The sequence below is a fragment of the Nonomuraea indica genome, assembly GCF_002850745.1.
Classification (GTDB): Bacteria; Actinomycetota; Actinomycetes; order Streptosporangiales; family Streptosporangiaceae; genus Nonomuraea; species Nonomuraea indica.
In genome coordinates this window covers 55,603-79,388 of the sequence record NZ_KZ559473.1, presented here as the reverse complement: position 1 = coordinate 79,388, position 23,786 = coordinate 55,603, and the positions used below count along the sequence as shown (strand labels likewise).

Annotated in this window: 20 protein-coding genes; 8 read left to right on the top strand and 12 right to left on the bottom strand. The window is 71.5% G+C overall.

Features of this window, described 5'->3' with window-relative positions; translation table 11 throughout:
- The first annotated feature begins 55 nt into the window (after positions 1–55).
- A complete protein-coding gene (locus tag CXR44_RS21020; RefSeq protein ID WP_245899295.1) occupies positions 56–937 on the top strand; it encodes an RNA polymerase sigma-70 factor in 882 nt (293 codons plus the stop codon).
- A gap of 82 nt (positions 938–1,019) precedes the next feature.
- Positions 1,020–2,207, top strand: coding sequence for an NAD(P)/FAD-dependent oxidoreductase (locus tag CXR44_RS21015; RefSeq protein ID WP_219601940.1), 1,188 nt, complete (start codon positions 1,020–1,022; stop codon positions 2,205–2,207).
- Here CXR44_RS21015 and CXR44_RS21010 read toward each other — a convergent pair.
- Complete coding sequence (locus CXR44_RS21010; RefSeq protein ID WP_101787801.1) at positions 2,117–2,776, bottom strand: class I SAM-dependent methyltransferase; 660 nt, start codon at positions 2,774–2,776, stop codon at positions 2,117–2,119. The genes CXR44_RS21015 and CXR44_RS21010 overlap by 91 nt on opposite strands.
- A 78-nt stretch (positions 2,777–2,854) precedes the next feature.
- Between CXR44_RS21010 and CXR44_RS21005 the strand changes: the two genes are divergently transcribed.
- The 4 genes from CXR44_RS21005 to CXR44_RS20985 all read left to right on the top strand — a co-directional run bounded on the left by CXR44_RS21005 (position 2,855) and on the right by CXR44_RS20985 (position 6,480).
- Complete coding sequence (locus tag CXR44_RS21005) at positions 2,855–3,307, top strand: pyridoxamine 5'-phosphate oxidase family protein (protein WP_101787800.1); 453 nt, start codon at positions 2,855–2,857, stop codon at positions 3,305–3,307.
- Complete coding sequence (locus tag CXR44_RS21000) at positions 3,304–3,495, top strand: ferredoxin (protein WP_101787799.1); 192 nt, start codon at positions 3,304–3,306, stop codon at positions 3,493–3,495. Before CXR44_RS21005 ends, CXR44_RS21000 begins: the two co-directional genes overlap by 4 nt.
- 17 nt (positions 3,496–3,512) lie before the next feature.
- Positions 3,513–4,604: a Zn-dependent alcohol dehydrogenase gene (locus CXR44_RS20995; protein WP_101787798.1), complete on the top strand. Its 1,092-nt coding sequence runs from the start codon at positions 3,513–3,515 to the stop codon at positions 4,602–4,604.
- A 370-nt stretch (positions 4,605–4,974) separates the two neighbouring features.
- Positions 4,975–6,480, top strand: a complete 1,506-nt coding sequence (locus CXR44_RS20985) for a serine hydrolase domain-containing protein (protein ID WP_101787797.1) — start codon at positions 4,975–4,977, stop codon at positions 6,478–6,480.
- Positions 6,481–6,509: 29 nt separating this feature from the next.
- Here the strand turns inward: CXR44_RS20985 and CXR44_RS20980 are convergent, their stop codons facing one another.
- The 11 genes from CXR44_RS20980 to CXR44_RS39570 form a co-directional block, all read right to left on the bottom strand.
- The gene (locus CXR44_RS20980; RefSeq protein ID WP_219601939.1) at positions 6,510–7,778 is read right to left on the bottom strand and encodes an ATP-binding protein; all 1,269 of its coding nucleotides are present in this window, start codon (positions 7,776–7,778) and stop codon (positions 6,510–6,512) included.
- A 289-nt stretch (positions 7,779–8,067) separates the two neighbouring features.
- On the bottom strand, positions 8,068–9,075 hold the full coding sequence (locus tag CXR44_RS20975; protein WP_101787796.1) for a sugar phosphate isomerase/epimerase family protein: 1,008 nt from the start codon (positions 9,073–9,075) through the stop codon (positions 8,068–8,070).
- Complete coding sequence (locus tag CXR44_RS20970; RefSeq protein WP_180903616.1) at positions 9,072–10,223, bottom strand: Gfo/Idh/MocA family protein; 1,152 nt, start codon at positions 10,221–10,223, stop codon at positions 9,072–9,074. The genes CXR44_RS20975 and CXR44_RS20970 overlap by 4 nt, the downstream gene beginning before the upstream one ends.
- An 11-nt stretch (positions 10,224–10,234) precedes the next feature.
- On the bottom strand, positions 10,235–11,311 hold the full coding sequence (locus CXR44_RS20965; RefSeq protein ID WP_101787795.1) for an ABC transporter substrate-binding protein: 1,077 nt from the start codon (positions 11,309–11,311) through the stop codon (positions 10,235–10,237).
- Positions 11,308–12,303: an ABC transporter permease gene (locus tag CXR44_RS20960; RefSeq protein ID WP_101787794.1), complete on the bottom strand. Its 996-nt coding sequence runs from the start codon at positions 12,301–12,303 to the stop codon at positions 11,308–11,310. Before CXR44_RS20960 ends, CXR44_RS20965 begins: the two co-directional genes overlap by 4 nt.
- A complete protein-coding gene (locus CXR44_RS20955; RefSeq protein WP_101787793.1) occupies positions 12,303–13,844 on the bottom strand; it encodes a sugar ABC transporter ATP-binding protein in 1,542 nt (513 codons plus the stop codon). Before CXR44_RS20955 ends, CXR44_RS20960 begins: the two co-directional genes overlap by 1 nt.
- A 16-nt stretch (positions 13,845–13,860) precedes the next feature.
- Complete coding sequence (locus CXR44_RS20950; protein ID WP_101787792.1) at positions 13,861–15,018, bottom strand: ROK family transcriptional regulator; 1,158 nt, start codon at positions 15,016–15,018, stop codon at positions 13,861–13,863.
- A gap of 196 nt (positions 15,019–15,214) precedes the next feature.
- Positions 15,215–16,087: an SDR family oxidoreductase gene (locus tag CXR44_RS20945; protein ID WP_101787791.1), complete on the bottom strand. Its 873-nt coding sequence runs from the start codon at positions 16,085–16,087 to the stop codon at positions 15,215–15,217.
- 72 nt (positions 16,088–16,159) lie between these two features.
- A complete protein-coding gene (locus tag CXR44_RS20940; RefSeq protein WP_101787790.1) occupies positions 16,160–17,227 on the bottom strand; it encodes an MBL fold metallo-hydrolase in 1,068 nt (355 codons plus the stop codon).
- A 60-nt stretch (positions 17,228–17,287) separates the two neighbouring features.
- Positions 17,288–18,568, bottom strand: coding sequence for an MFS transporter (locus tag CXR44_RS20935; protein ID WP_101787789.1), 1,281 nt, complete (start codon positions 18,566–18,568; stop codon positions 17,288–17,290).
- Positions 18,565–19,155 carry a winged helix-turn-helix domain-containing protein gene (locus CXR44_RS39570; RefSeq protein ID WP_180903615.1) on the bottom strand — a complete coding sequence of 197 codons (591 nt, stop codon included), beginning with the start codon at positions 19,153–19,155 and terminating at the stop codon, positions 18,565–18,567. Before CXR44_RS39570 ends, CXR44_RS20935 begins: the two co-directional genes overlap by 4 nt.
- Before the next feature lie 75 nt (positions 19,156–19,230).
- On the opposite strand from CXR44_RS39570, the gene CXR44_RS20925 reads away from it, so the two are divergent.
- Both CXR44_RS20925 and CXR44_RS20920 read left to right on the top strand, forming a co-directional pair.
- Positions 19,231–19,884, top strand: a complete 654-nt coding sequence (locus CXR44_RS20925) for a B3/B4 domain-containing protein (protein ID WP_101787788.1) — start codon at positions 19,231–19,233, stop codon at positions 19,882–19,884.
- Positions 19,885–20,087: 203 nt separating this feature from the next.
- Positions 20,088–23,768, top strand: coding sequence for a multifunctional oxoglutarate decarboxylase/oxoglutarate dehydrogenase thiamine pyrophosphate-binding subunit/dihydrolipoyllysine-residue succinyltransferase subunit (locus CXR44_RS20920; RefSeq protein WP_101788035.1), 3,681 nt, complete (start codon positions 20,088–20,090; stop codon positions 23,766–23,768).
- The last annotated feature ends 18 nt before the right edge of the window (positions 23,769–23,786 follow it).

Below are 23,786 nucleotides of genomic sequence, written 5' to 3'. Positions count from 1 at the left end.
GGCCTTCGCGACCTCCGACGACCGGCCGGTCCGGCCGTCTCCTATCATCGGCCGGGTGGCGACGGACCAGGACGTGACCGCCGTGTTCGAGGAGCAGCGGCCTCGGCTGTTCGCGCTGGCCTACCGGCTGCTCGGCTCCGCGGCCGAGGCGGAGGACGCGATCCAGGACGCCTACCTGCGCTGGCACGCCGCCGACCACGCCGCGGTCGTCACCCCGGCCGCGTGGCTGACCAAGGTCCTGACGAACCTCTGTCTCAACCGGCTGGCCTCGGCCCGGGCCCGGCGCGAGGCGTACGCGGGCATGTGGCTGCCCGAGCCGGTGCCCACGGGCGACGGCGCGCTCGGCCCGATGGAGACCGCCGAACAGCGCGATTCCGTCTCCCTGGCGGTGCTGGTGCTGCTGGAACGGCTGACCCCGGCGGAGCGGGGGGTGTTCGTGCTCCGCGAGGCGTTCGGTTACGGCCACCGGGAGATCGCGGAGGTCCTGGACATCACCGAGGCCGGCTCCCAGCAGCTCTACCGGCGGGCCCGCGCCCACCTCGACGGGGAGCGCACCCGGTTCGACGTGCCCCCGGAGCACGCGCGCCGGGTCGCCGAGCGTTTCCTCGCCGCCGCCGGCGCCGGTGACCTCGCGGGGCTGGAGCGCCTGCTGACGGCCGACGTGGTGTCATGGGCCGACGGCGGCGGCAAGTCCTCGGCGGCCCGCAACCCGGTCCGGGGCGCCGCCCGGGTCGCCCGCTACCTGTCGGGCATGGTGTCCCGGCCGGAGCCCGGCACGGAGATCACCATCGCGGAGGTCAACGGCCTGCCCGCCCTGGTGGGCAGCGTGGGCGGGCGCGTGTACGGGGTGATGGCGCTGGAGGTGACCGGCGACCGGGTCAGCGCGCTGCGCATCCTGGTGAACCCCGACAAGCTCACCCGTTTCCAGCAGGTGTGACCGAGCTCACGGCGCCCCCTTGTCAGGATCGCCCGGGCTCGCCGGTTCAGAAGGTGACTTCATGACCGGAAGGGGACGTACAGTGACGCACCAGATCGTGATCATCGGCGCCGGATACGCGGGCCTCATGGCGGCCAACCGGCTGGCCCGCCGTCTCTCCCCCGGCCGGGCGCGGGTGACGCTGGTCAGCGACGCCGAGACGTTCGTGGAACGGGTGCGGCTGCACCAGGTGGCGGCCGGGCAGGCCGTCCCGGAGGCCGCCGTGCCCGACGTCCTGCGCGGCGCCCGGTTCGTGCGGGGAAGGGTGACCGGCATCGCGCCCGATCGCCGCGAGCTGCGTCTCGGCTCCACGACCATGGCCTACGACACGCTCGTGTACGCGGCGGGCAGCGTCGCCGATCTGGCGGGGGCGGCCGGGCACGCCTTCACGGTGGCCGGGGCCGAGGACGCCGGCCGGCTGCGGGACCGGGTGGCGCGGATCGGCGCGGGCGGCACGCTCGCCGTGGTGGGCGCGGGGGCCACCGGGATCGAGCTCGCCACCGAGCTGGCCGAGTGCCACCCGGCGCTGCGGGTGCGGCTGCTGGCGAGCGAGGAACCGGGCGTCCAATGGTCGCCCCGCGCCCGGGCGCACCTGCGGCGGGTCTTCGACCGGCTGGGCGTCGAGGTGGTGACCGGGGCGAAGGTCGTCGAGGTGGACGCCTCGGGCGCGCGGCTGGCCGACGGCCGGCACGTCCCCGCCGACGCGGTGGCGTGGACGACGGGGTTCCGGGTCACCACGCTGGCCCGCGAGGCGGGGCTCGCCGTGGACGGCCACGGCCGCGTCCTGGTGGACGAGACGGCGCGGTCGATCTCCCATCCGGACGTCTACGCGATCGGGGACGCGGCAGCGGTGCGCGGCCCGGGCGGGCGGGAGCTGCGCATGGCGTGCGCGACGGCGCTCCCCGTCGGACGCAACGCGGCCGACGCGATCATCGCCCGCCTCGGGGGCCGGGAGCCCTCCCCCTTGCGGTTCCGGTACGTGGTCCAGTGCGTGAGCCTCGGGCGGCGCGACGGTCTGATCCAGTTCGTCCACGCCGACGACCGGCCGCACGCGATGGCGCTGACCGGCCGGCCCGCCGCTCTGGTCAAGGAGCTCGTGGTGCGCGGCGCGACCTGGATGGCCCGCCGGGGGATGATCCCTCAGATGCCGGGCGCCACCCGTTCGAGCACGCGCAGCGAACCCTCGGCCGCCACCTCGGCGAACGCCCCCGAGGCCAACGCCCGCAGGTAGACCCGGTAGGGCGCCTGGCCGCCGTCGGCCGGATCCGGGTAGATGTCGTGGAACACCAGCGCCCCGCCCGCCATCACGTGCGGCGCCCAGCCCTCGTAGTCGCGCGTCACCGGCTCCTCCGAGTGGCCGCCGTCGATGAACAGCATGGCGAGCGGCGTGTTCCACAGCCGGGCCACCCGGTCGGAGGCGCCCACGACGGCGACGACCTCGTCCTCCAGCCCGGCGGCGGCGATCGTGGCGCGGAACGTCGGCAGCGAGTCCATCCGGCCCGTGGCCGGGTCCACCAGCGACGGGTCGTGGTGCGGCCAGCCCGGCTGGATCTCCTCCGAGCCGCGGTGGTGGTCCACGGTGACGACCACCGACCCGGCCTGCCGGGCGGCGGCGCCCAGGTAGATGGCCGACTTGCCGCAGTAGGTGCCGATCTCGCAGATGGGGCCCCGCGCGCCGTACCGCAGGGCCGTCTCGAACAGGGCGAGCCCCTCCTTCGGCGGCATGAAGCCCTTGGCGCCCTCGGCGGCGGCCAGCAGGTCGGACGGCAGGTGGGGCGGCGGGTCGGACGGCTTCGTCATGGGGCCGACCCTAACGGAACCGAACAACATTCCGGCGGCCCCTTGCCCGGCAATCTGCAACCTGTTCTACTTGGCTGCGTGAACCAGCGCGCTCGCATCGCGATGTCCGACGACGACGTGACCGCCCTCCTGCAGGAGGCACGCAAGCTGCAGCTGGCCACCATCAACCCCGACGGCACCCCTCATCTGGTCACCATGTTCTACGGGCTCGACGAGGGCCGCGTCACCTTCTGGACGTACGCCAAGGCGCAGAAGGCGCGCAACCTGGAGCGCGACCCGCGCGTGACCTGCCTCGTCGAGGCCGGCGACGACTACGCCGAGCTGCGCGGGATCATGGTGTACGGCACCGCCGAGCGGGTGGACCGGCCCGAGCACGTCATGGCCGTCGGCATGCAGGTGGCCCGCCGGATGAACCCCGGCGTGCCCGACGACCTCCTGCTGCCCTATGTGGAGCAGACCGGGCGAAAACGTGTCGCATTCATCGTCGAGCCCAGCAAAGTGGTGTCATGGGACCACAGGAGGCTCACATGAAGATCAAGGTTGACTATCTGGTCTGCGAGGCCAATGCCGTCTGCATGGGACTCGCGCCCGAGGTGTTCGACGTGGACGACGACGACCAGCTCCACGTCCTGCTGCCCGAACCACCGCCCGAGATGCACGACCGCGTCCGACACGCGGTCCGATCGTGCCCCAAAGCCGCACTCTCCCTAGAGGAATAGCCGGAGGAGGTCCCCCTATGCGCGCCGCGCTCCTGCACGCAGTAGGCGACGACAAGCTCGACATCCGTGACGACGTCACGCTGGCGCCCGTCGGTCCCACCGACGTACGGGTGCGCATCAAGGCGACCGGCGTCTGCCACTCGGACCTGTCGGCCATGTCCGGCGTGCTGCCGCAGCCCGTGCCGCTCGTGCCGGGACACGAGGGCGCCGGAGAGGTGGTGGAGGTCGGCGAGCACGTCACCGCCCTCCGGCCCGGCGACCACGTCGTCATCAACTGGCGACCCGCGTGCCAGGAGTGCGACCTCTGTGTGGGCGGCCAGCCGTACCTGTGCATGAAGTTCATGATCGAGTCCTTCAGCAAGGGCAACTTCCGCTACGGCGGCGACAACACGGCCTTCGGCATGGCCGGCTGCGGCACGTGGGCCGAGGAGATCGTCATCCCCTGGCAGGGCGCGATCAAGATCGACGCGGACGTGCCGTGGGAGGCGGCGGCGCTCATCGGGTGCGGCATCACCACCGGCGTGGGCGCCGTCGTCAACACCGCCCGCGTCCGGCCGGGCTCGACCGTCGCCGTCGTCGGCTGCGGCGGCGTCGGCCTGTCGGTCATCCAGGGCGCCCGCGTCTCCGGCGCCCGGACCATCCTCGCCGTGGATCCGCTGGAGTCCAAGCACGCGCTGGCCAAGAAGGTCGGCGCCACCCACGCCGTCACCCCCGAGCAGGTCCCCGAGGCGCTGAACGAGCTGACCGGCGGGGCCGGGTTCGACTACGGCTTCGAGGTGGTCGGCAAGTCCGCCACCATCCAGAGCGCCTGGCAGCTCACCCGCCAGGGCGGCGACGTCATCGTGGTCGGCGCCGGCGCCATGGACGACATGGTGTCGATCTCGGCGTTCAGCCTGCTCTTCGAGGGCAAGAACCTGCTGTCCAGCCTGTACGGCGAGGCGGACGTCCGGCGCGACTTCCCGTACTTCGCCAACCTCTACAAGGCAGGCAAGCTCGACCTCGAAAGCATGATCAGCGCCCGGCTCAAGCTGTCGGACCTGAACGACGCGGTGGCCGCGCTCAAGGGCGGTGAGGTCCTCCGCCAGATCATCCTCATCGATGCTTCCTGAGCGTCGAGACCTCGGGCTCCGGCCCGGGGTCGGACGAGAGAGGCCACCCGACCGCCCCTGGTTGTTCCTCGACACGAGTTGACGACGGCCTGCCCGCTTCGACGTGGACGCTCACTCACCAGGAGACGGGCACGCTCGGCGAGATCGCCCTGGTCTACGACCGGGCCCGCTGAACCGGCCGGCCGGGCGGGCGCCGTCCCGTCCGCGCCGCCCGGCGGGGCGGGGCGGGGCGGGGTTCCAGCCGGAAGCCCGAGTGACGCGCGCTCACGAGGACCTGCCTTTCGTCAGGGTCCTCACCAGCCGATCATCCGATGTCGCGGCGGCGCCTGATCCCTAGATTCGGCGGCGTCCCCGCGAAACGGAGCACGCTGTGAAGACCACGATCATCGCCCTGGCCCTCGCCACCGGACTGTCCCCCGCCACACCGCCCACGACGCCGCGCGCTGGCGGCCTCACCCCCGCCGCCGTCGACGCCTACCTCACCCGCGCCCTCGACGGCACCGGCCTGCCCGGACTGTCCGCCGTCGTGACGCGCGGCAACCGGGTCGTGCACGCCGCAGGCTACGGCCACGACTCCGACGGCCGGCCGGTCACCGCCGACACCCCGATGCGGGTGGCCTCACTGAGCAAGTCGTTCACCGCCATGGCCGTGATGACGCTGGTGGACAAGGGAGCGGTCGCGCTGGACGACCCGGTGACCGAGCACCTGCCGGAGCTGCGCATGGCCGACCCCCGCGCCGGGCGGATCACCGTACGTCACCTGCTGAACCAGACCTCCGGCCTGTCCGACACCACCACCGACATCGGCGCGCTGAAGGACTCGGACTCGCTGCGGGAGTACGTCGGCCGGCTCGGCACCGCCACGCTCCGGGCCGACCCCGGCACCCGGTGGGAGTACTGCAACGTCAACTACGACCTCGCCGCGCGACTCGTCGAGGTGGTCAGCGGCCGTGGCTTCGGCGACTACCTGCGCGAGCGGGTCTTCGGCCCGCTCGGCATGCGCTCCAGCGCCGTCAGCGACCGGGAGGTACGGCCCGCCGACGGCTACAACTCCGTGTTCGGCCTCTGGCGGTCCCGTCCGGAGCTGCCGGCCTTCCTCAACGGCGGCGGCAGCGGCGGGGTGGTGACCACGGCCGCCGACATGGGCCGCTGGCTGATCGCCCAGACGGGCAACGGCCGCCGGCTGGTGCGCCCGGAGAGCCTGGCCGTCATGCACGCCCCGTCCGAGGTGCGTGAGTACGGCATGGGCTGGGGCATCGACGACGAGACCCGGCGGCTCGGGCACTCGGGCAACCTGTTCACCTACACCGCCGTCCAACTCGTCGTGCCCGCCACGGGCTACGGCTTCGCCGTCATGACGAACAGCGCCGCCCTGCACGACGACACCTTCGACATCGCCACCGGCCTGGCCGAGCTGAGCGAGGGCAGGACGCCGGAGCCGGCGGGCGGTGGCAGGCAACTGTTCGAGCTGGTGCTGGGGGCCGTCACGGCGGCCGCGGCAGGGCTGGGCCTGCTCGGGGTGCTGCGGTCGCGCCGCTGGGCGGCCCGGCGGGCCGGTCGGCCGCGGTGGCGGGCGTGGTCGCGCCTCGTGCCCGCCCTGCTGCCCGTGGCCGTGCTGGCGGCGTACCCGGACCTGATCTCGTTCCTGATGAACGGCAGGACGGTCACCTGGGAGCAGCTCACCTACTTCGCCGTCCCGCTGACGATCACCGTGGCCGTCGCGGCGGCGGCGGGCGCGCTGACAGCCGGCTTCCGCCTGGCCCGGCTCCGTGCGGCCGGGGGCCGTCACCACGGCGAACACCGTCCGGGCCGGACCGCCGCGACCCCCGGCGAGCCGTCGGCCGACCCCATGACGGGCGCCCGCCCGAGGCGTTGACCGAGGCTTTCGCCGCGGCGCCGGGCGCATCAGGGGGTGGCAGTCGCTTCCCACAGTGCCGCCAGCGGGAGAGCACGCATGCGGTCACCGAAGGGGAGACTTTCCTGCCCGGCGTAGAGGACGTACCCCGCGACGAACCGATCACCGAGTCTGCGGGCCAGATGCCGAAGCCCCTTGAAATCATCGGCGCGTACGGTCTCCGCCGCCTTGACCTCTATACCGACGACCTCGCCGGACGCTCGTTCCAGAATGCCGTCGACTTCGACCCCGTCGCGATCCCGATAGTGATACAGCCGCACGGGTTCCTCCGCCCAGGTCAGTTGGCGGGCCAGTTCTCCAAGGACGAAATTCTCCAGCAGGGGTCCCACAGGCGCCGTGACGTCGGCGACACGGGATGGCGAGAACCCTGCGAGATGCGCTCCGAGGCCGGAGTCGACGACCAGGAGTTTGGGCGTCGCGACAGCGCGTGTGGTTACGTTGGAGGACCAGGCCGGTATACGTCTGATGACATACACCAACTCAAGGAGGTCGATATACCGCTTGACGGTGCTACGAGGCAGCCCGAGACCTTGACCGATGTTGTCGACGACAACCAGGCTCCCCATCCTGCCGCAAAGGACATTGAGCAGACGGCGCATGTCGGCCGGGCGTTCGATGTCGGATACTTGCTTCACATCCCGATTGATCAGATCAGAGATGTATGACTCGAAGAAGCGGGCTCTTCTCCGATGCGAAGGACGGTGTACCGCCTCCGGATAGCCGCCTCGAAGTGCGCGATCAAGATAGTCGGAACGCCGTAGACGAGGCCGGCGAATCGTGATGTCCGGTCCATGCCGAAACGCAGCGTCCACGAATCCATCGGCGCTTCGATCGAGCTCTCCCTGGGAGAGCGGCCAGAGCTCGATCGTTTCTGTCCTGCCGGGAAGCGCGTCCGGAAGATCACGGAGGTCCAGGAGCCGGGCCGACCCTGTCAGCAGGAAGCGCCCTGGCCGTGGGTCGGCATCCACTTCACGCTTGATGGAGAGCAGAAGATCAGGGACACGCTGGATCTCATCTATGAGAAGAAGCCCGTCATGACGCACGATCCCATCCGGATCCTGCCGTGCTGCGGCCCTTACGGCTGCTTGATCCAAATAGATCTCGCCGGCCCCTGCGACGCTCCGCAGGATCGCTCGGGCGAGCGTGCTCTTGCCGACCTGCCTGGCACCGTTGATCACCACTACTCGTGTGTCAGTGAGCGCCTCCATCGCCATGGCCTCTGCACGGCGTGGGAACAGCGAGAGTTCGTCCGTGTCCACCCGCTCAGGGTAGCCACTGGAGCGCCCCTGTGGTGGATCTGCCGCACAGTACGTGGTGGATCTGCCGAACACGGCGTGGTGGATCTGCCGCCTGGCGCGTGGTGGATCTGCCGACGGCCGATCCTCATGTCGATCATGATGGCGAGGCCCGCTCCACGTAGGGAGTGCGGCGTCCGGCAGCGGGTTCGCGCGGAGAGGGCCCATCCCGGATGCGGGCGGAGCCCCGCTCGGGACGGCCCGAGCGGAGCGACGACCATGCCCCGGGCCGTCCCGGTCGCGCCGCCTCGGGTTACGTCGTGGAGAAGGCGGCGTCGAAGGCCGTGGCCGGTGGCGTGATGGCGTTGAGCCCGCGGATGTAGCCCAGCGCCTCCCGCGCCCCGTCCAGCCGGTCCATGCCCGCGTCCTCCCACTCGATCGAGATGGGCCCGGCGTACCCGATGGAGTTGAGCGCCCGGAAGCAGTCCTCCCACGGCACGTCCCCGCGCCCGGTCGAGACGAAGTCCCAGCCGCGCCGCATGTCGGCCCACGGAAGGTGGGAGGACAGGCGGCCGCGCCGGCCGTCGCCGACGCGGACACGGGTGTCCTTGCAGTCCACGTGGTAGATGCGGTCGGCGAAGTCGAGGATGAACGCCACCGGGTCGAGGTCCTGCCACACCATGTGGGACGGGTCCCAGTTGATGCCGAACGCGGGCCGGCGCCCGATCGCCTCCAGCGTGCGGACCGTGGTGTGGTAGTCGTAGGCGATCTCGCTCGGGTGGATCTCCAGCGCGAACCGTACGCCCGCCTCGTCGAAGACGTCGAGGATGGGGTTCCAGCGGTCGGCGAAGTCCTGGTAGCCGGCGTCGACCATGGAGGCGGGCACCGGCGGGAACATGGCGACGGTGTGCCAGATGGACGAGCCGGTGAACCCGACGACCGTGTCGACGCCGAGCAGGGCGGCGGCGCGGGCGGTGTTCTTCATGTCCTCGGCCGCCGCCTGCCGCACCGACTCCGGATCGCCGGAGCCCCAGACGCGGGCCGGCAGGATGGCCTTGTGCCGCTCGTCGATCGGGTGGTCGCACACGGCCTGGCCGACGAGGTGGTTGGAGATCGTCCACACCTTCAGGCCGTGCTTGTCGAGCTGGGCGCGCTTCTGCTCCACGTACGACGGGTCGGCGACGGCCTGCGCCACGTCGAAGTGGTCGCCGGAGCAGGCGATCTCCAGGCCGTCGTAGCCCCATTCGGCGGCGAGCCGGCACACTTCCTCGAAGGGCAGGTCGGCCCACTGGCCGGTGAACAACGTGACCGGTCTCATCAGTCCTCCACGACGGTGTAGCGGCTGGCGTCAGCCGCGCTCTGCTCGACGGCCGCCAGGACGCGCTGCACCCGCAGGCCGTCGGCGAACGACGGCGCGGGATCACTGCCCTGCGCGATGGCCTCCAGGAAGTCCTTGATCTCGTGGGTGAAGGTGTGCTCGTAGCCGAGGCCGTGTCCCGGCGGCCACCAGGCGCCCACGTACGGGTGGTCGGGCTCGGTGACGAGCACCCGGGTGAACCCGCCGTCGCCCTCGCTCACCCACAGCTCGTTCATCGCCTCGAAGTCGAACGCGAGGCTGCCGCGCGAACCGTTGATCTCGATGCGCAGCGCGTTCTTGCGGCCGGTGGCGAACCGGGTGGCCTCGAACGAGGCGAGCGCCCCGCCGGACATCCGCCCGATGAACAGCGCGGCGTCGTCCACCGTGACGGGGCCGGTGGCCGCCCCTCCGGTGGCGGCGAGGCCGGCCGAGTCGGCGGCCAGCGGCCGTTCCTTGACGAACGTCTCGGTGAGGGCGGAGACGCCCACGACGTGCTGGCCGGTGACGAACTGGGCGGTGTCGATGATGTGCGCCCCGATGTCGCCGAGCGCTCCGGATCCGGCCTTGTCCTTGCGCAGCCGCCACACCAGCGGGAAGTCCGGGTCGACGATCCAGTCCTGCAGGTACTGGGCGCGGACGTGGCGGATCTCGCCGAGCCGGCCCTCCTCCACGTAGCGGCGGGCCAGCGCGACGGCGGGCACGCGGCGGTAGTTGAACGCCACCATGTTCCTGCCGGGCGCGGACGCGGCGGCGCGGACCATGGCCTCGGCCTCGGCGACGGTGTTGGCCAGCGGCTTCTCGCAGATGACGTGCTTGCCGGCGTCGAGTGCGGCGATGGCGATGTCGGCGTGGCTGTCGCCGGGCGTGCAGATGTCGACGATCTGCACGTCGTCGCGCCGTATCAGCTCCCTCCAGTCCGTCTCGACGTCGGCCCAGCCCAGCTGGGCCGCCGCGGCGGCCGTGCGTTCCTTCGACCGGCCCGCCAGCACCGCCATGCGCGGTGCCAGCGGCAGGTCGAAGAAGGCTCCCACGTTCCGCCAGGCCTGGGAGTGGACGCGGCCCATGAACGCGTAACCGACCATGCCCACGCCGATGGTGGTCTTGTCTGACATGCAGCCCCCGATCAGGACTCGAACCCGAGTGGCAGGTACTTCTCGACGTTCTCCTTGGTAATGGTCTCCGAAGCGAGCGTGATGGACTGCGGAACTTGGTTCTCCACGAGGTCACTCATGCCCTTCCCCTGGGCGATCAGCCGGGCGAGTTTGATCGCGGAAGAGGCCATCGTGGGACTGTAGGTGACCGTGGCCTGCAGCACGGAGGAGCCCGACTGGATCTCCTTCATGGCGTTCAGCGAGCCGGCCCCGCCGACCATGACGAACTCGTTGCGCCCGGCCTCCTTGATGGCGGCGAGCACGCCGACGCCCTGGTCGTCGTCGTGGTTCCACAGCGCGTCGATCTTCTTGTGCGCCTGCAGGAGGCTCGCGGCCACCTGGTTGCCGGTCTCGACGGTGAACTTCGCGTCCTGCTTGGCGGTGACGCTGAAGCCGTACGTCTTGAGCGCGTCGGCGAAGCCCTTGCTGCGGTCCTGGGTGAGCGGGAGGGTGGCGATGCCCTGGATCTCGACGATGACCGGGTTGGTGACGCCCTTGTCCTTGAGCTGCTTGCCGATGAAGTGCCCGGCGGCGACGCCCATGCCGTAGTTGTCGCCGCCGATCCACGTCCGGTAGGCCAGCTTGTCGGGGAAGACCCGGTCGAGGTTGACGACCGGGATGCCGGCGTCGGTGGCCTGCCGGGCGACCTGGTTGAGCTGCTGGCCGTCGTTGGGCAGGATCACCAGCGCGCCCACCTTGGCGGCGATCAGCGACTCGACGGCGGAGATCTGCTGGTTGATGTCGTTGGTCGGCTCGACCGGCTTGAACTCGACGTCGGTGTACTGCTTGGCGGTGGCCTCGGCGTTCTTGGCGATGGCCGCGATCCAGCCGTGGTCGGCGGCGGGCGCGGAGAAGCCGATGACGACCTTGGTGCCGGGCTGGTCGTTGCCGCTCGCCGCGGGGGCGGGCGCGGGCGCCGCGCTGCCGGGCGCGGTGGACGGCTCGTTGCTGGTGCAGCCGGCCGCCAGCAGCGCGGCGCCGCCGACGAGGAACCCTCTGCGCGCCACCCTGTCGCTCGCCTGGATGCCGGTCGCCTTGTGCTCGGTCATGGTGCTCTCTCCTTCAGGTTCCGCCGCTGGAGAAGGACGGCGACGACGATGATCAGGCCCTTGGCGATCAGTTGGTCGCTCGTGTTGAGGCCGTTGAGGATGAAGAGGTTGGTGATCAGAGTGAAGATCAGCAGGCCGAGGATGGAGCCGATGATCGTGCCGCGGCCGCCGGTCAGCAGGGTGCCGCCGATGATCACGGCGGCGATGGCGTCGAGCTCGTACAGGTCGCCGTGGGTCGAGGAGCCCGTCGTGGTGCGGGCCATGATGAGGATCGCCGCGATGCCGCAGCACAGCCCGGACAGGGCGTACAGCAGCATGGTGTGGCGGCGGACGTCGATGCCGGCCAGCCGGGCGGCCTCGGGGTTGCCGCCGACGGCGTACGTGCGCCGGCCGAACGTGGTGCGGTTGAGCAGCACCCAGCCGAGCACGACGACGAGCGCGAAGATGTAGACGAGCAGTGGGATGCCGAGCACCCGGGTGGTGGACAGCTCCACGATGGCGGAGTTGCCGGTCTGGATGAGCTGAGTCTTGCGGTCGGACATGCGCTGCGCGAGGCCGCGCGCCGCGACCAGCATGGCGAGCGTGGCGATGAACGGCACCAGCCGCCCGTACGCGATGAGCAGGCCGTTGACGAGCCCGGCGCCGGTGCCGACCAGGATGGCGCAGACCGCCATCACGAACGGCCCGAACTCCTGGGTGGCGACCGTCGTCGCCCACACGGACGCCAGCGCCATGATGGCGCCGACGGACAGGTCGATGCCGCCGCCGATGATGACGAACGTGGCCCCGACGGTGATCACGCCGATGGTGGCGGCCAGCGACAGGATGCTGACGAGGTTGGAGGCGGTGGCGAAGTTGTCGGGTCTGGTGACCAGGCCGACCAGGACGAGCAGCGCGAGCGCGACGAGGAGGCCGAGGTGGCGCATGTCGCCGAAGCGGCGTAGCGCGCCGGGTCCCGCCACGACCGCGGACGTGTTTCCCGTGTCTGTCATCAGGCGGCTCTCCCATCCATGATCATGTCGAGCACGCGGTGCTCGTCGAGGTCCTGCGCGTCGCCCTCGTGGATGACCGAGCCCTCGCGCAGCACCAGGACGCGGTCGGCCAGGCCGAGCACCTCGGGCACCTCGCTGGAGACGAGCAGCACGCCGATGCCCTGGTCGGCCAGGCCGCGGATCACCGCGTAGAGCTCGGCCCGGGCGCCGACGTCCACTCCCCTGGTCGGCTCGTCCAGCAGGAGCAGCCGGCGTCCGCCGAGCAGCCAGCGGGCCAGCACGGCCTTCTGCTGGTTGCCGCCCGACAGGGTCTTGACCGGGCGTTCGGGGTCGCGGGGCCGGATGTCGAGCGCCTCCACCAGCCGCCGCGCCTCGGCCTTCTCGCGGCCGCGGTCCAGCCAGCCGAGCCTGGCGAACTCCGGCAGGTTGCCCAGGGTGATGTTGGCGGTGACGCTCTGGTCGAGGAGCAGCGCCTGCGCCTTGCGTTCCTCGGGGGCGAGCCCCATGCCGCGCCGCACGGACCGGACCACGCCGCCGCGGCGCAGGGCCCCGAGCAGGTCGCCCCGCCGTACGGCCTGCAGCGGGCCGCCCGGGTGCAGCGGTTCGCCGCCGAGCACGACGTGGCCGGCGGCGTCCCGGGCCCCGTACACCGCTTCCAGGATCTCCGAGCGGCCGGAGCCGACGAGCCCGGCGAGGCCGACGATCTCGCCCGCGCGCACGGTGAACGACACGCCCGCGAACGCGCCCGGCGAGGTGAGGTCCTCGACGCGCAGCACCTCCTCGCCGGGCGGGCGGGCGGCGCGTGGCGGGAAGACGTACTCGACGTTGCGGCCGGTCATCAGCGAGACGATCTTGTTCGTGGGGGTGTCGCGGGCGGGCAGGCCGACCGCGACCGTCCGGCCGTCCTTGAGCACGGTGACGCGGTCGCCGATCTCGCGGATCTCCTCCAGCCGGTGGGAGATGTAGACGACGGCGACTCCCTGGGCGGTCAGCTCGCGGATGATGCGGAAGAGGTTGGCCACCTCGTCGTGGGCGAGGGCGGCCGACGGCTCGTCCATGACGATCAGCCGGGCGTCGTGCGACAGGGCGCGGGCCATGGAGACCACCTGCTTGGCCGCCGGGGAGAGCCGGCCGACCTCGGTGGCGGGGCGGATCTCGGGGTGGCCGAGGCGGGCCAGCACCTCGTGGGCGGCGCGGTTGCCTGCGGCGCGGTTGGTGAAGCCGAGGCGGGCGTGTTCGTGGCCGAGGAAGATGTTCTCGGCGACGCTCAGCCCCTCGACGAGGTCGAGCTCCTGGTAGATGGTGGCGATGCCGAGCCGGATCGCGTCGACGGGACTGGCGGGGCTGACATGGGCGCCGTTCAGCTCGATGGTGCCCTCGTCGGGGCGGTGCGCGCCGGCCAGCACCTTGATGAGGGTGGACTTGCCGGCGCCGTTCTGGCCGAGCAGGCAGTGCACCTCGCCGGCCTGGACGTCGAGGTCCACCCCGTCGAGCGCGCGCACGCCCGGGAACTGCTTGACGATTCCCCTCATGACCAGCATCGGGGCCTCCTGCGAGTCAGGCGGTGACGAGGCGGTTGACGTTGTCGGGTGACAGGTAGTGCTCGATCGCGAGGATCCCGGCGCCCAGAGCGGCGGCGTTGACCCCGGTGCGGCTCGGCACGATGGACAGGTGGTGGGTGGCCAGCGGCAGCGATCTGCGGTAGACGGTCTCCTTGATGCCCGCGAGCAGGTGCTCGTGGACCCGTGACAGGGCGCCGCCGATGACGATGACCTCGGGGTTGAAGAAGTTGACCAGGCCGGCCAGCACCTCGCCGACGAGCCGGCCGGCCTCCCTGACCAGGCGCAGCGCCTGGGTGTTGCCCGCCTGCACCAGCGCGACCACGTCGGCGCCGGTCTCGGCGGGCGTGCCCAGCTCGGTGAGCCTGCGGGCGACGGCCGCTCCCCCGGCGACGGCCTCCAGGCAGGCGCTGTTGCCGCAGCGGCAGCCGGCGTCCTCGTGGCCGGACACCCGGATGTGGCCGATGTCGCCGGCCGAGCCCTGCGCGCCGCGGTGCAGCCTGCCCTCGGCGACGATGCCGCAGCCGATGCCGGTGCCGATCTTGACGAACAGCAGGTGCCGGGCGCCGGGGAAGGCGTTGCGCTGCTCGCCGAGGGCCATCACGTTGACGTCGTTGTCGACGAGGACGGCGCAGCCGGCGAAGTGCTCGGGGATCGGGTAGTCGTTCCAGCCGGGCATGATCGGCGGGTTGTTGGGCCGGCCCGTCGCGAACTCGACCGGCCCGGGAACCCCCATGCCGATCGCGCGCAGCGCCGCACGGGGACGGCCGGTCTCGGCGAGCAGCCGGTCGAGCCGCTCGTCCACGTGGCCCAGGACCACCTCGGGCCCCTCGGCCACGAGGAGCGGGTCCTCGCACTCGGCCAGGACGCCGCCGGACATGTCCATCAGCACGACCCGGCAGTGGGTGGCGCCCAGATCGACGCCGGCGAACGCGTGGCCGTCGGTGTGCAGGCGGAGCTGGCGGGGCGGGCGACCTCCGGTGGACTCGCCGTTCTCGGTCTCCTCCACCAGGCCGCACTCGATGAGCGCGTCGACGCGCTGGGAGATCGTGGACCTGGCCAGGCCGGTGAGCCGCGCCAGATCCGAACGGGTCGTCGCCGAACCCGCACCGATCAGGGTGAGGACGTCGCCGGGCGAGCCCGGGGCGGGGGTCATGCCGCCGACGATAAGATCCGTTTCCCGGCGAATCAAGACCCGGAAACGTACGAACTTCCCCCGGTTTCGCCGATGAGCGAACAAAGGTCGCTTCTTGCCGACATCCGCCGGTCTGTCGCGCCGGTGTCGGCTGGATCCTCCCTGGCACCACGCGCAGGACCCGGGGAGACTCCCCGCTCCCCGGGCCGCGGGCCTGCTAGAGCATCGCCTTCATCGAGTCGGCCGCCGTGAGCACGTACGGCTGCTCGGCCATGATCGCCGCCCAGTTGTCGGAGATGTCCTCCGGGGTCGGCTCGTCGGAGCGCCAGCCCGGCCCCTCCGCCACGAACACCCGCGCGACCCGGCCACCGCCGACCGAGAACACCTCGCCGCTCGCCTCGCACGACTCGTGCACCAGGTAGGCGACCAGGGCGCTGACCCGCTCGGGGGTGAACCTCGCCTCGAACTCCGCCGGCAGCAGCGACTCGGTCATCCGCGTCCAGGCGACCGGGGCGATGGCGTTGGCCTTGATGCCGTTGCGCGCGCCCTCGATGCCGAGCGTCTTGGTCAGGCCGACCAGGCCCATCTTGGCCGTGGAGTAGTTGGCCTGGCCGAAGTTGCCGAACAGGCCCGCCGGGCTGGAGGTGTTGACGATGCGGCCGTAGCCGGCCTCCTTCATGTGCGGATAGGCCGCCCGGCTGACCAGGTAGGAGCCGCGCACGTGCACGGCCAGGACGGCGTCGAACTCCTCGACCGTCATCTTGCCGAACGACCTGTCGCGCAGGATGCCCGCGTTGTTGACGACGATGTCGACCCGGCCGAACGCGTCGAGCGCCGCCTGGACGATCGCCCCGGCGCCCTCCGGGGTGGCGACGTTGTCGGCGTTGGCGATCGCCTGGCCGCCGTTCTTGGTGATGAGCTCGACCACCTCGGCCGCCGGGCCGGCGGAGGCGCCGGTGCCGTCGAGCGCGCCGCCGAGGTCGTTGACGACGACCTTGGCCCCCCGCTCGGCGAGCAGGAGGGCGTGCGCCCTGCCGAGGCCGTGCCCGGCCCCTGTGATGATCGCGACCCTGTCGTCGAACCGAAGCATCGAACCTCCACCGCAGGAGAACAACGTTCTGGTACGAGCACCATAACCCGGCGGCGGTGGTTCTGCCGATCGTCAGGGCAGGCCCGGGAACCACAGGTCCGGCTCGCCCGCCACCCGGGTCACCCGTCCCCGGTCCGCCAGCCAGACGAGGTGCGCCAGCGTCTCGTTGGTGGCCGCGCGGCGCATGAAGGGCGGGAACGTCTCCCACGCCCGCGACCAGGTGAGCCGGGTGGCCACGTCCCAGCAGGTGACCCCGTCGCCGGCGGCGGCGACCGCGGCCTCGATCTCCGCCAGCCGCTCCTCGTGGTGCGCCGTCACGTGGCCGACCCGTCCCGCGAGGTCCGCGAACCGGTATTCGTGCGCCGGCAGCACCTCCTCGACGTCGAGCTTGCCCACCACGGCCAGCGAGTCGAGGTAGTCGGCCAGCGGGTTGGGCCGCGACTGCGGGTGGACCGCCACGATCGGAGTGATCTTGGCCAGGACGTGGTCGCCGGAGAAGAGCAGCCTGCGCGACGGCGACACGAAACACAGGTGGCCGGGCGAGTGACCCGGGGTCCACAGGGCCCGCAGGTCCCATCCGGGCAGGTCGAGCCGGTCGCCGTCCTCGACCAGCCGGTCCGGCTTGGCGGTCGCCACCAGGTGCCTGATCATCATCGACGCGCCGGCCAGCTCGTCCAGCGTCTCGGCGGGCACCCCGGCCCGGCCCAGCAGGATCCGTTCCCTGTGCACGAGGGAGTCGATGGCGTCGTCGTCGTAGCGGTCGTGCACCAGCGCGGCGTCGGCGGGGTGCAGCGCGATCCAGGCGCCCGACACCTCCCGGACGCGGCCCGCCAGGCCGTAGTGGTCGGGGTGGATGTGGGTGACGAGCACGCCCTTGACGTCGGTGAGCGCGTACCCGGCGACGCCCAGCCCGGCGGCGAGCGCGTCGTAGGCCTCGTCGGTGTTCCAGCCCGCGTCCACGATGGCCACCCCGTCGGGCAGCTCCAGCGCGTAGACGAGGACGTAGCGGAGCGGGTTGACCGGAATGGGCACCGGGATGGACCACAGCCCCGGCCGCACCCGCTCCACCTCCGGGATCGCGCCGCTCCGCCACGCCGCGTGCTGCGTCTCGCTGGACGGGGTCACCACGTACTTCGCCATGACCACGATTGTGCACGTAATTCCCGAACGATGTTCTATTGGGGCGGTGTTCCGCTCCTCTCAGGGCGCGGCGAGCCGCTCCCCGTCGCGCGCCGCCCGGCCTCTCGCCCACCCGGGCGCCCCGACGAACACCAGCGCCGACGCGCCCGCCAGCACGGCCGCCAGCGTCCAGGCCGCGGCCGTGCCCGCCTGGGCGGCCAGCAGCCCGAGGCCCAGGTTGGACACGGCGCCGCCCGCCTGCTGCGCCAGCGAGCCCGCCGAGGACACCGTGGTCCGCTGCGCGGCGGACACCGCGTTGTGGGTCATCTCCAGGCAGAGCACGAAGGTCACCGAGATCCCCGTGAACATCGCGACGTAGGCCGCTCCTGCGCTCGCCAGGCCCGCCGCGCCGCCGAGCCCGGCCGTGGCCGCCAGTGCGCCGACGGACAGCGCCGCCAGCACCACCCCCGCGGCCGCGCCGCGCGCCGAGCCGCCCGCCAGCCGGGCCACCCGCGGGGCCAGCGCGCTGCCCGCCGCGCTGCCGGCGAAGCCGAGGGCCGCGACGACGGCGTACGCGGCGCTGCCCAGCTCCGCCGTACCGGAGAGCCGGGCCAGCCTGCCCGGGGTCAGCAGTTCGACGGCGGTCAGCACCATGCCCGAGGCCAGGTAGAACACCAGCAGGCGGCGCAGCAGCGCGTGCCCCGCCGCCAGCCGCACGCTCCCTGCCACGGTGGCGGGCACGGCGCGCAGCATCTCGCCCGGCGACCTGCGGGCGTGGGACGGCTCGGGCAGCGCGAGCACCACCACGACCAGCAGCACCGCCGCCGCCAGGGCGCCCAGCATCGGCGGCACCGCCAACGGGAACACCAGGCGGGCCGGTGCCACGAGCGGCACGAACCCGCCCGCCAGCACGCCCACACACAGGGCCACCGACTCCAGCGCCCCGCCGCGGGCCAGCCCCGGCTTGAGGTCGGCGCCGGGACCCTCCAGGTCGTGCAGCGTGTCGACGTACCAGGCGGTGGCGGGGCCGCTGGACAGCGCCCGGGCCACCCCCTTGAGCACCCCGGTCAGCAGGAACGCCCAGAACGTCGTGGACACGGCCATGAGCGCGAGCGCGACGACGGTGAACCCGGCGGACACGGCCAGCACCACCCTGCGGCCGACCACGTCGGCCAGCCCGCCCGTGGGCAGTTCCAGGGAGACGGTGACGAGCGAGAAGACCGTGAACACCAGGCCGATCTCGGCGAGGCCGAGACCCCGCTCGGCCATCAGCAGCACCATCGTGGTGAGCATGAGCCCCATCGGGAGCCAGGTCAGGAAGCAGACGAGCAGGTAGCGCCGCAACGCCGAGCGTGCGGTCATCTCCCCTCCTCCTCGCGCCGGACGGCCTCGATCACCTGCTCGCGCGGGTAGGCGGCGCGCCAGACCTGGACGAGCACGGCCTCGGGGCGGCCGGCGTAGCGGGCCGCCACCTCGTGCACCAGCTCGCCCATCCGGGCGCTCAGCTCGCGCAGCCCCTCCACCGGGAGCGGGACCATGTCGTCGCTGATCCCCGCCACCGTGAGCCACTCGGCCGGCCAGCCCGTCTCGTCGAAGGACCGCATCGCCTGCACCAGCACCTCCACCTGCCGGGCCTGCATGATGGCGACCGCCTCGCGGCCCTCGGGGGTGGCGTGCATCCGCCGGTTGTCCCACGAGGTGTAGCGGTGCCGGGCCCGCCAGCGCCGTTTCCTGCCGTCACGCCGGTCGGGGTCCTCCTCGATGAAGCCGTACTTGGCCAGCTCGCGCAGGTGGTAGCTGGTCGAGCCGGAGCTCTCCCCGACCGCGCGGCCGAGCTCGCTGGCCGTCGCGGGGCCGTCGGAGCGCAGCAGGCCGAGCAGCCGCACCCGCAGCGGGTGGGCCACCACCTTCAGCACCCGCGGATCGCTGATGTCGTAGGACTCCTCCATACGTCCCAACCTAGGTCGCAAAGACAATTTTGCAAAGTGTATTTTGCGGTTTCCGCGGCTCACTACACTGACCGCATGCTTGACGACATCCAGGTGGACGACGCGATCTTCGCCCTGCGCCCCGACTTCGCGGTGCTGCTGATGACGGCGCACGGCCTGCGCAACGGGCCCACCGACGGCCGCACCCGGACCTGGCTGGCCGACGCCGCCGACGCCGCCTCCCGCGAGGCGCAGCCCGCCAAGATCGAGGCCTGGCGTGACGCCTACCGGGCGTTCGGCGCCAAGCCCTCGCGCACCCGGCCCTCGGTCGACGCCCTCACCCGGCGCCTGCCGCTTCCGGAGATCAACCAGGTCGTCGACGCCTACAACGTCATCAGCGTCAAGCACGCCCTGCCGATCGGCGGCGAGGACCTCGACCGCTACTCCGGCCCCGCCCGGCTGGTGCGGGCGGCGGGCGGCGAGTCCTCCGAGGAGGCGCTCGGCGCCCCGGAGCCCGGCGAGGTGATCTGGCGCGACGACGTGGGCGTCACCTGCCGCAGGTGGAACTGGCGCCAGTGCGTCCGCACCCGCATCACCGAGGAGACGGTCAACGCGCTGTTCATCCTCGAACGGCTGGAGCCGATGACGATGGAGGAGCTCAAGGCCGCCGGGGAGGAGCTGGCCGACCTGCTGTCGGAGCTGGCGCCGGGGGTTCGCATCACCACGCGACTGCTGGCCGGCGGGAACTAAACCCCCAGGTCCGGTGTTGATACCAAACAGCAACGTCACCGGATGACCCTGATTGACTAGGGGGTCGTGACCTCTTTGGACAGTCCTGAGAGGATCGAGGGAGGTCGCACGCCCACCCCGGCGCGCGTTGCCGAACAAGACGAGTAACCTTGGACAGGTTCTCTTACATCAACGCCGATCTGCGGAAGAGGGCGATTTCCGCCGTGTCGTCTGAGTCGTCGCGGACAAACCCGCTGGCAAGCTTTGGCCAGAACGAGTGGCTTGTCGACGAGCTGTACCAGAAGTACCTCCAGGATCCCGAGTCGGTCGACAAGGCCTGGTGGAACTTCTTCGCTGACTACAACCCCGACTATGGACCGGGCCGCACCCCCGCCAAGGAGGCGGCGAACGGCACGATGACCGCGCCCTCTCCCGCCGCAGCGGCCCCGAAGGCCGGCCGGCCGCCGGCCCCCGCCGCGGCACCGGCCGCGGCGGCCGACGGGCAGGCCGCGAAGCCGAAGCAGCCTGCCGCACCGGTGCCCAAGGGCGCCGAGGAGGTCAAGCTGCGCGGCGCCGCCGCGCGCACGGCCGCCAACATGGACCTGTCGCTGTCGGTGCCGACCGCGACCAGCGTCCGGGCCATCCCGGCCAAGCTGCTGATCGACAACCGCATCGTGATCAACAATCACCTGAAGCGGGGACGCGGCGGCAAGGTCTCCTTCACGCACCTGATCGGCTTCGCGATCGTCAAGGCGCTGAAGGCCATGCCGGAGATGAACTACTCCTACACGGAGGTCGACGGCAAGCCCACGCTGATCAAGCCCGAGCACGTCGGCTTCGGCCTGGCCATCGACGTCCAGAAGAGCAACGGCGAGCGCCAGCTCCTCGTGCCGTCCATCAAGGGCGCCGAGCAGATGGACTTCCGGCAGTTCTGGATGGCCTACGAGGAGGTCGTCCGCAAGGCGCGCGGCGGCAAGCTGGGCGTCGACGACTTCGCCGGCACCACCATCTCGCTGACCAACCCTGGCACGATCGGCACCGTCCATTCCGTGCCGCGCCTCATGCCCGGCCAGGGCACGATCATCGGCGTCGGCGCGATGGAATACCCGGCCGAATACCAGGGCGCCTCGCCCGACACGCTGTCCCGCCTGGCCGTCTCCAAGGTCATGACGCTGACCAGCACCTACGACCACCGGATCATCCAGGGCGCCCAGTCCGGCGACTTCCTGCGCCAGATCCACCGGCTGCTGCTGGGCGAGGACGGCTTCTACGACGAGATCTTCGAGGCGCTGCGGATCCCGTACGAGCCGGTCCGCTGGGTCCAGGACATCTCGACCTCCCACGACGACGACGTGGCCAAGTCGGCCCGGGTGCTGGAGCTCATCCACGCCTACCGGGTGCGCGGCCACCTCATGGCCGAGACCGACCCGCTGGAGTACAAGCAGCGCAAGCACCCCGACCTCGACATTCAGTCCCACGGCCTGACCCTGTGGGACCTGGAGCGCGAGTTCGCCACCGGCGGCTTCGGCGGCCGGCCGCTGATGAAGCTGCGCGAGATCCTCGGCGTGCTGCGCGACTCCTACTGCCGCACCGTCGGCATCGAGTACATGCACATCCAGAACCCCGAGGAGCGGGCCTGGATCCAGGCGCGGGTGGAGAAGCCGCACGCCTCGCCCGAGCGCGACGAGCAGCTCAACATCCTGTCGCGGCTCAACACCGCCGAGGCGTTCGAGACGTTCCTGCAGACGAAGTTCGTCGGCCAGAAGCGGTTCTCGCTGGAGGGTGGCGAGTCGCTGATCCCGCTGCTCGACTCGGTGATCAGTGACGCCGCCGACGAGGGCCTCGACGAGGTCGTCATCGGCATGGCCCACCGCGGCCGGCTCAACGTGCTGGCCAACATCGTCGGCAAGTCCTACGCGCAGATCTTCGGCGAGTTCGAGGGCAACATCGACCCGCGCACGGCGCACGGCTCCGGCGACGTGAAGTACCACCTGGGCGCGAGCGGCGAGTTCACCGCGCCGAGCGGCAAGACCATCACCGCCTCGGTCGTGGCCAACCCCTCCCATCTGGAGGCGGTCGACCCGGTGCTCGAGGGCGTCGTCCGCGCCAAGCAGGACCTGCTGGAGCGCGGCGAGGAGGGCTTCACCGTCCTGCCGGTGCTCATCCACGGCGACGCGGCCTTCGCCGGCCAGGGCGTCGTGGCCGAGACGCTCAACCTGTCGCAGCTGCGTGGCTACCGCACCGGCGGCACCGTGCACGTGGTGGTCAACAACCAGGTCGGCTTCACCACCTCGCCGGCCTCGTCCCGGTCGAGCGTCTACGCGACCGACGTGGCCCGGATGATCCAGGCGCCGATCTTCCACGTCAACGGCGACGACCCCGAGGCCGTGGTGCGCGTGGGCCAGCTCGCCTACGAGTACCGCCAGGCGTTCCGCAAGGACGTCGTCATCGACCTCATCTGCTACCGCCGCCGCGGCCACAACGAGGGCGACAACCCGGCCTTCACCCAGCCGCTGATGTACGACCTGATCGACGCCAAGCGCTCGACCCGCAAGCTCTACACCGAGGCGCTGATCGGCCGGGGCGACATCACGGTCGAGGAGGCCGAGCAGGCGCTGCGCGACTACCAGGCCAAGCTGGAGCAGGCGTTCACCGAGACCCGCGAGGCGGCCAAGAAGCCGCACGAGGCGGGCGAGATGCGCGTGCCGCCCACCGAGGTCGTCAAGTGGTCGCACGACGACACGCCCACCGCGATCAGCGACGAGACGCTCAAGCGGATCGTCGACACCCAGCTCAACCTGCCCGAGGGCTTCACCCCGCATCCGCGCCTGGCGCCGGTGCTGCAGCGGCGCGGCCAGATGGTCGAGCAGGGCACGATCGACTGGGCGATGGGCGAGACGCTCGCGTTCGGCTCCCTGCTCATCGACGGCCACCCGGTCCGCCTGGTGGGCCAGGACTCCCGGCGCGGCACGTTCACGCAGCGCCACGCGGTGCTGGTCGACCGGATGACGGGCGCCGAGCACACGCCGCTGAAGACCTTCAACCAGGGCACCACGAAGTTCTACGTCTACGACTCGCTGCTCAGCGAGTTCGCGGCGCTGGGCTTCGAGTACGGCTACAGCGTCGTGCGTCCCGACGCCCTGGTCTGCTGGGAGGCGCAGTTCGGCGACTTCGTCAACGGCGCACAGACGATCATCGACGAGTTCATCTCGTCCGGTGAGCAGAAGTGGGGCCAGAAGTCCGGCGTCGTGCTGCTGCTGCCGCACGGCTACGAGGGGCAGGGTCCCGACCACTCCTCGGCCCGCATCGAGCGGTTCCTGCAGGTCTGCGCGCTCGACAACATGACGGTGGCGCAGCCCACCACCCCGGCCAACTACTTCCACCTGCTGCGCTGGCAGGTCGAGTCCGGCCGGCACCGCCCGCTGGTGGTCTTCACGCCCAAGTCGCTGCTGCGCCACAAGGCGGCCACGTCCAGGGCCGAGGACTTCGTGTCCGGCACCTTCCAGCCGGTGCTGTCCGACACGAAGGTCGACCCGGGCAAGGTCACCAAGGTGGTCCTCAGCTCCGGCAAGATCTACTACGACCTGGCGGCCAAGCGCGACGAGACGGGCCGCGACGACGTCGCGCTCGTCCGGCTGGAGCGGCTCTACCCGTTCCCGGCCGACGAGCTCACGGCCGAGCTGGCCCGCTACGGCTCGCAGGCGGAGCTGGTCTGGGTCCAGGACGAGCCGGTCAACATGGGCCCGTGGCCCTACCTGACGCTCAAGCTCGCGGAGGACCCGCGCCTGCTCGGCGGGCGTTCGCTGCGCCGGGTCTCGCGGACCCCCAACAGCTCGCCCGCGGTCGGCTCGCACGCCGCCCACGAGGCCGAGCTGCAGGAGATCCTCGGCCAGATCTACGGCTGATCACGGCCCCCGAAGACC

Coding starts and splice junctions, on each gene's coding strand:
- CXR44_RS21010 (WP_101787801.1), bottom strand. CDS start 2,776: ATGACGAAGCCGTCCGACCCGCCGCCCCACCTGCCGTCCGACCTGCTG.
- CXR44_RS21000 (WP_101787799.1), top strand. CDS start 3,304: ATGAAGATCAAGGTTGACTATCTGGTCTGCGAGGCCAATGCCGTCTGC.
- CXR44_RS20995 (WP_101787798.1), top strand. CDS start 3,513: ATGCGCGCCGCGCTCCTGCACGCAGTAGGCGACGACAAGCTCGACATC.
- CXR44_RS20970 (WP_180903616.1), bottom strand. CDS start 10,223: ATGTCAGACAAGACCACCATCGGCGTGGGCATGGTCGGTTACGCGTTC.
- CXR44_RS20965 (WP_101787795.1), bottom strand. CDS start 11,311: ATGACCGAGCACAAGGCGACCGGCATCCAGGCGAGCGACAGGGTGGCG.
- CXR44_RS20960 (WP_101787794.1), bottom strand. CDS start 12,303: ATGACAGACACGGGAAACACGTCCGCGGTCGTGGCGGGACCCGGCGCG.
- CXR44_RS20955 (WP_101787793.1), bottom strand. CDS start 13,844: ATGCTGGTCATGAGGGGAATCGTCAAGCAGTTCCCGGGCGTGCGCGCG.
- CXR44_RS20950 (WP_101787792.1), bottom strand. CDS start 15,018: ATGACCCCCGCCCCGGGCTCGCCCGGCGACGTCCTCACCCTGATCGGT.
- CXR44_RS20945 (WP_101787791.1), bottom strand. CDS start 16,087: ATGCTTCGGTTCGACGACAGGGTCGCGATCATCACAGGGGCCGGGCAC.
- CXR44_RS20940 (WP_101787790.1), bottom strand. CDS start 17,227: ATGGCGAAGTACGTGGTGACCCCGTCCAGCGAGACGCAGCACGCGGCG.
- CXR44_RS20935 (WP_101787789.1), bottom strand. CDS start 18,568: ATGACCGCACGCTCGGCGTTGCGGCGCTACCTGCTCGTCTGCTTCCTG.
- CXR44_RS39570 (WP_180903615.1), bottom strand. CDS start 19,155: ATGGAGGAGTCCTACGACATCAGCGATCCGCGGGTGCTGAAGGTGGTG.
- CXR44_RS20925 (WP_101787788.1), top strand. CDS start 19,231: ATGCTTGACGACATCCAGGTGGACGACGCGATCTTCGCCCTGCGCCCC.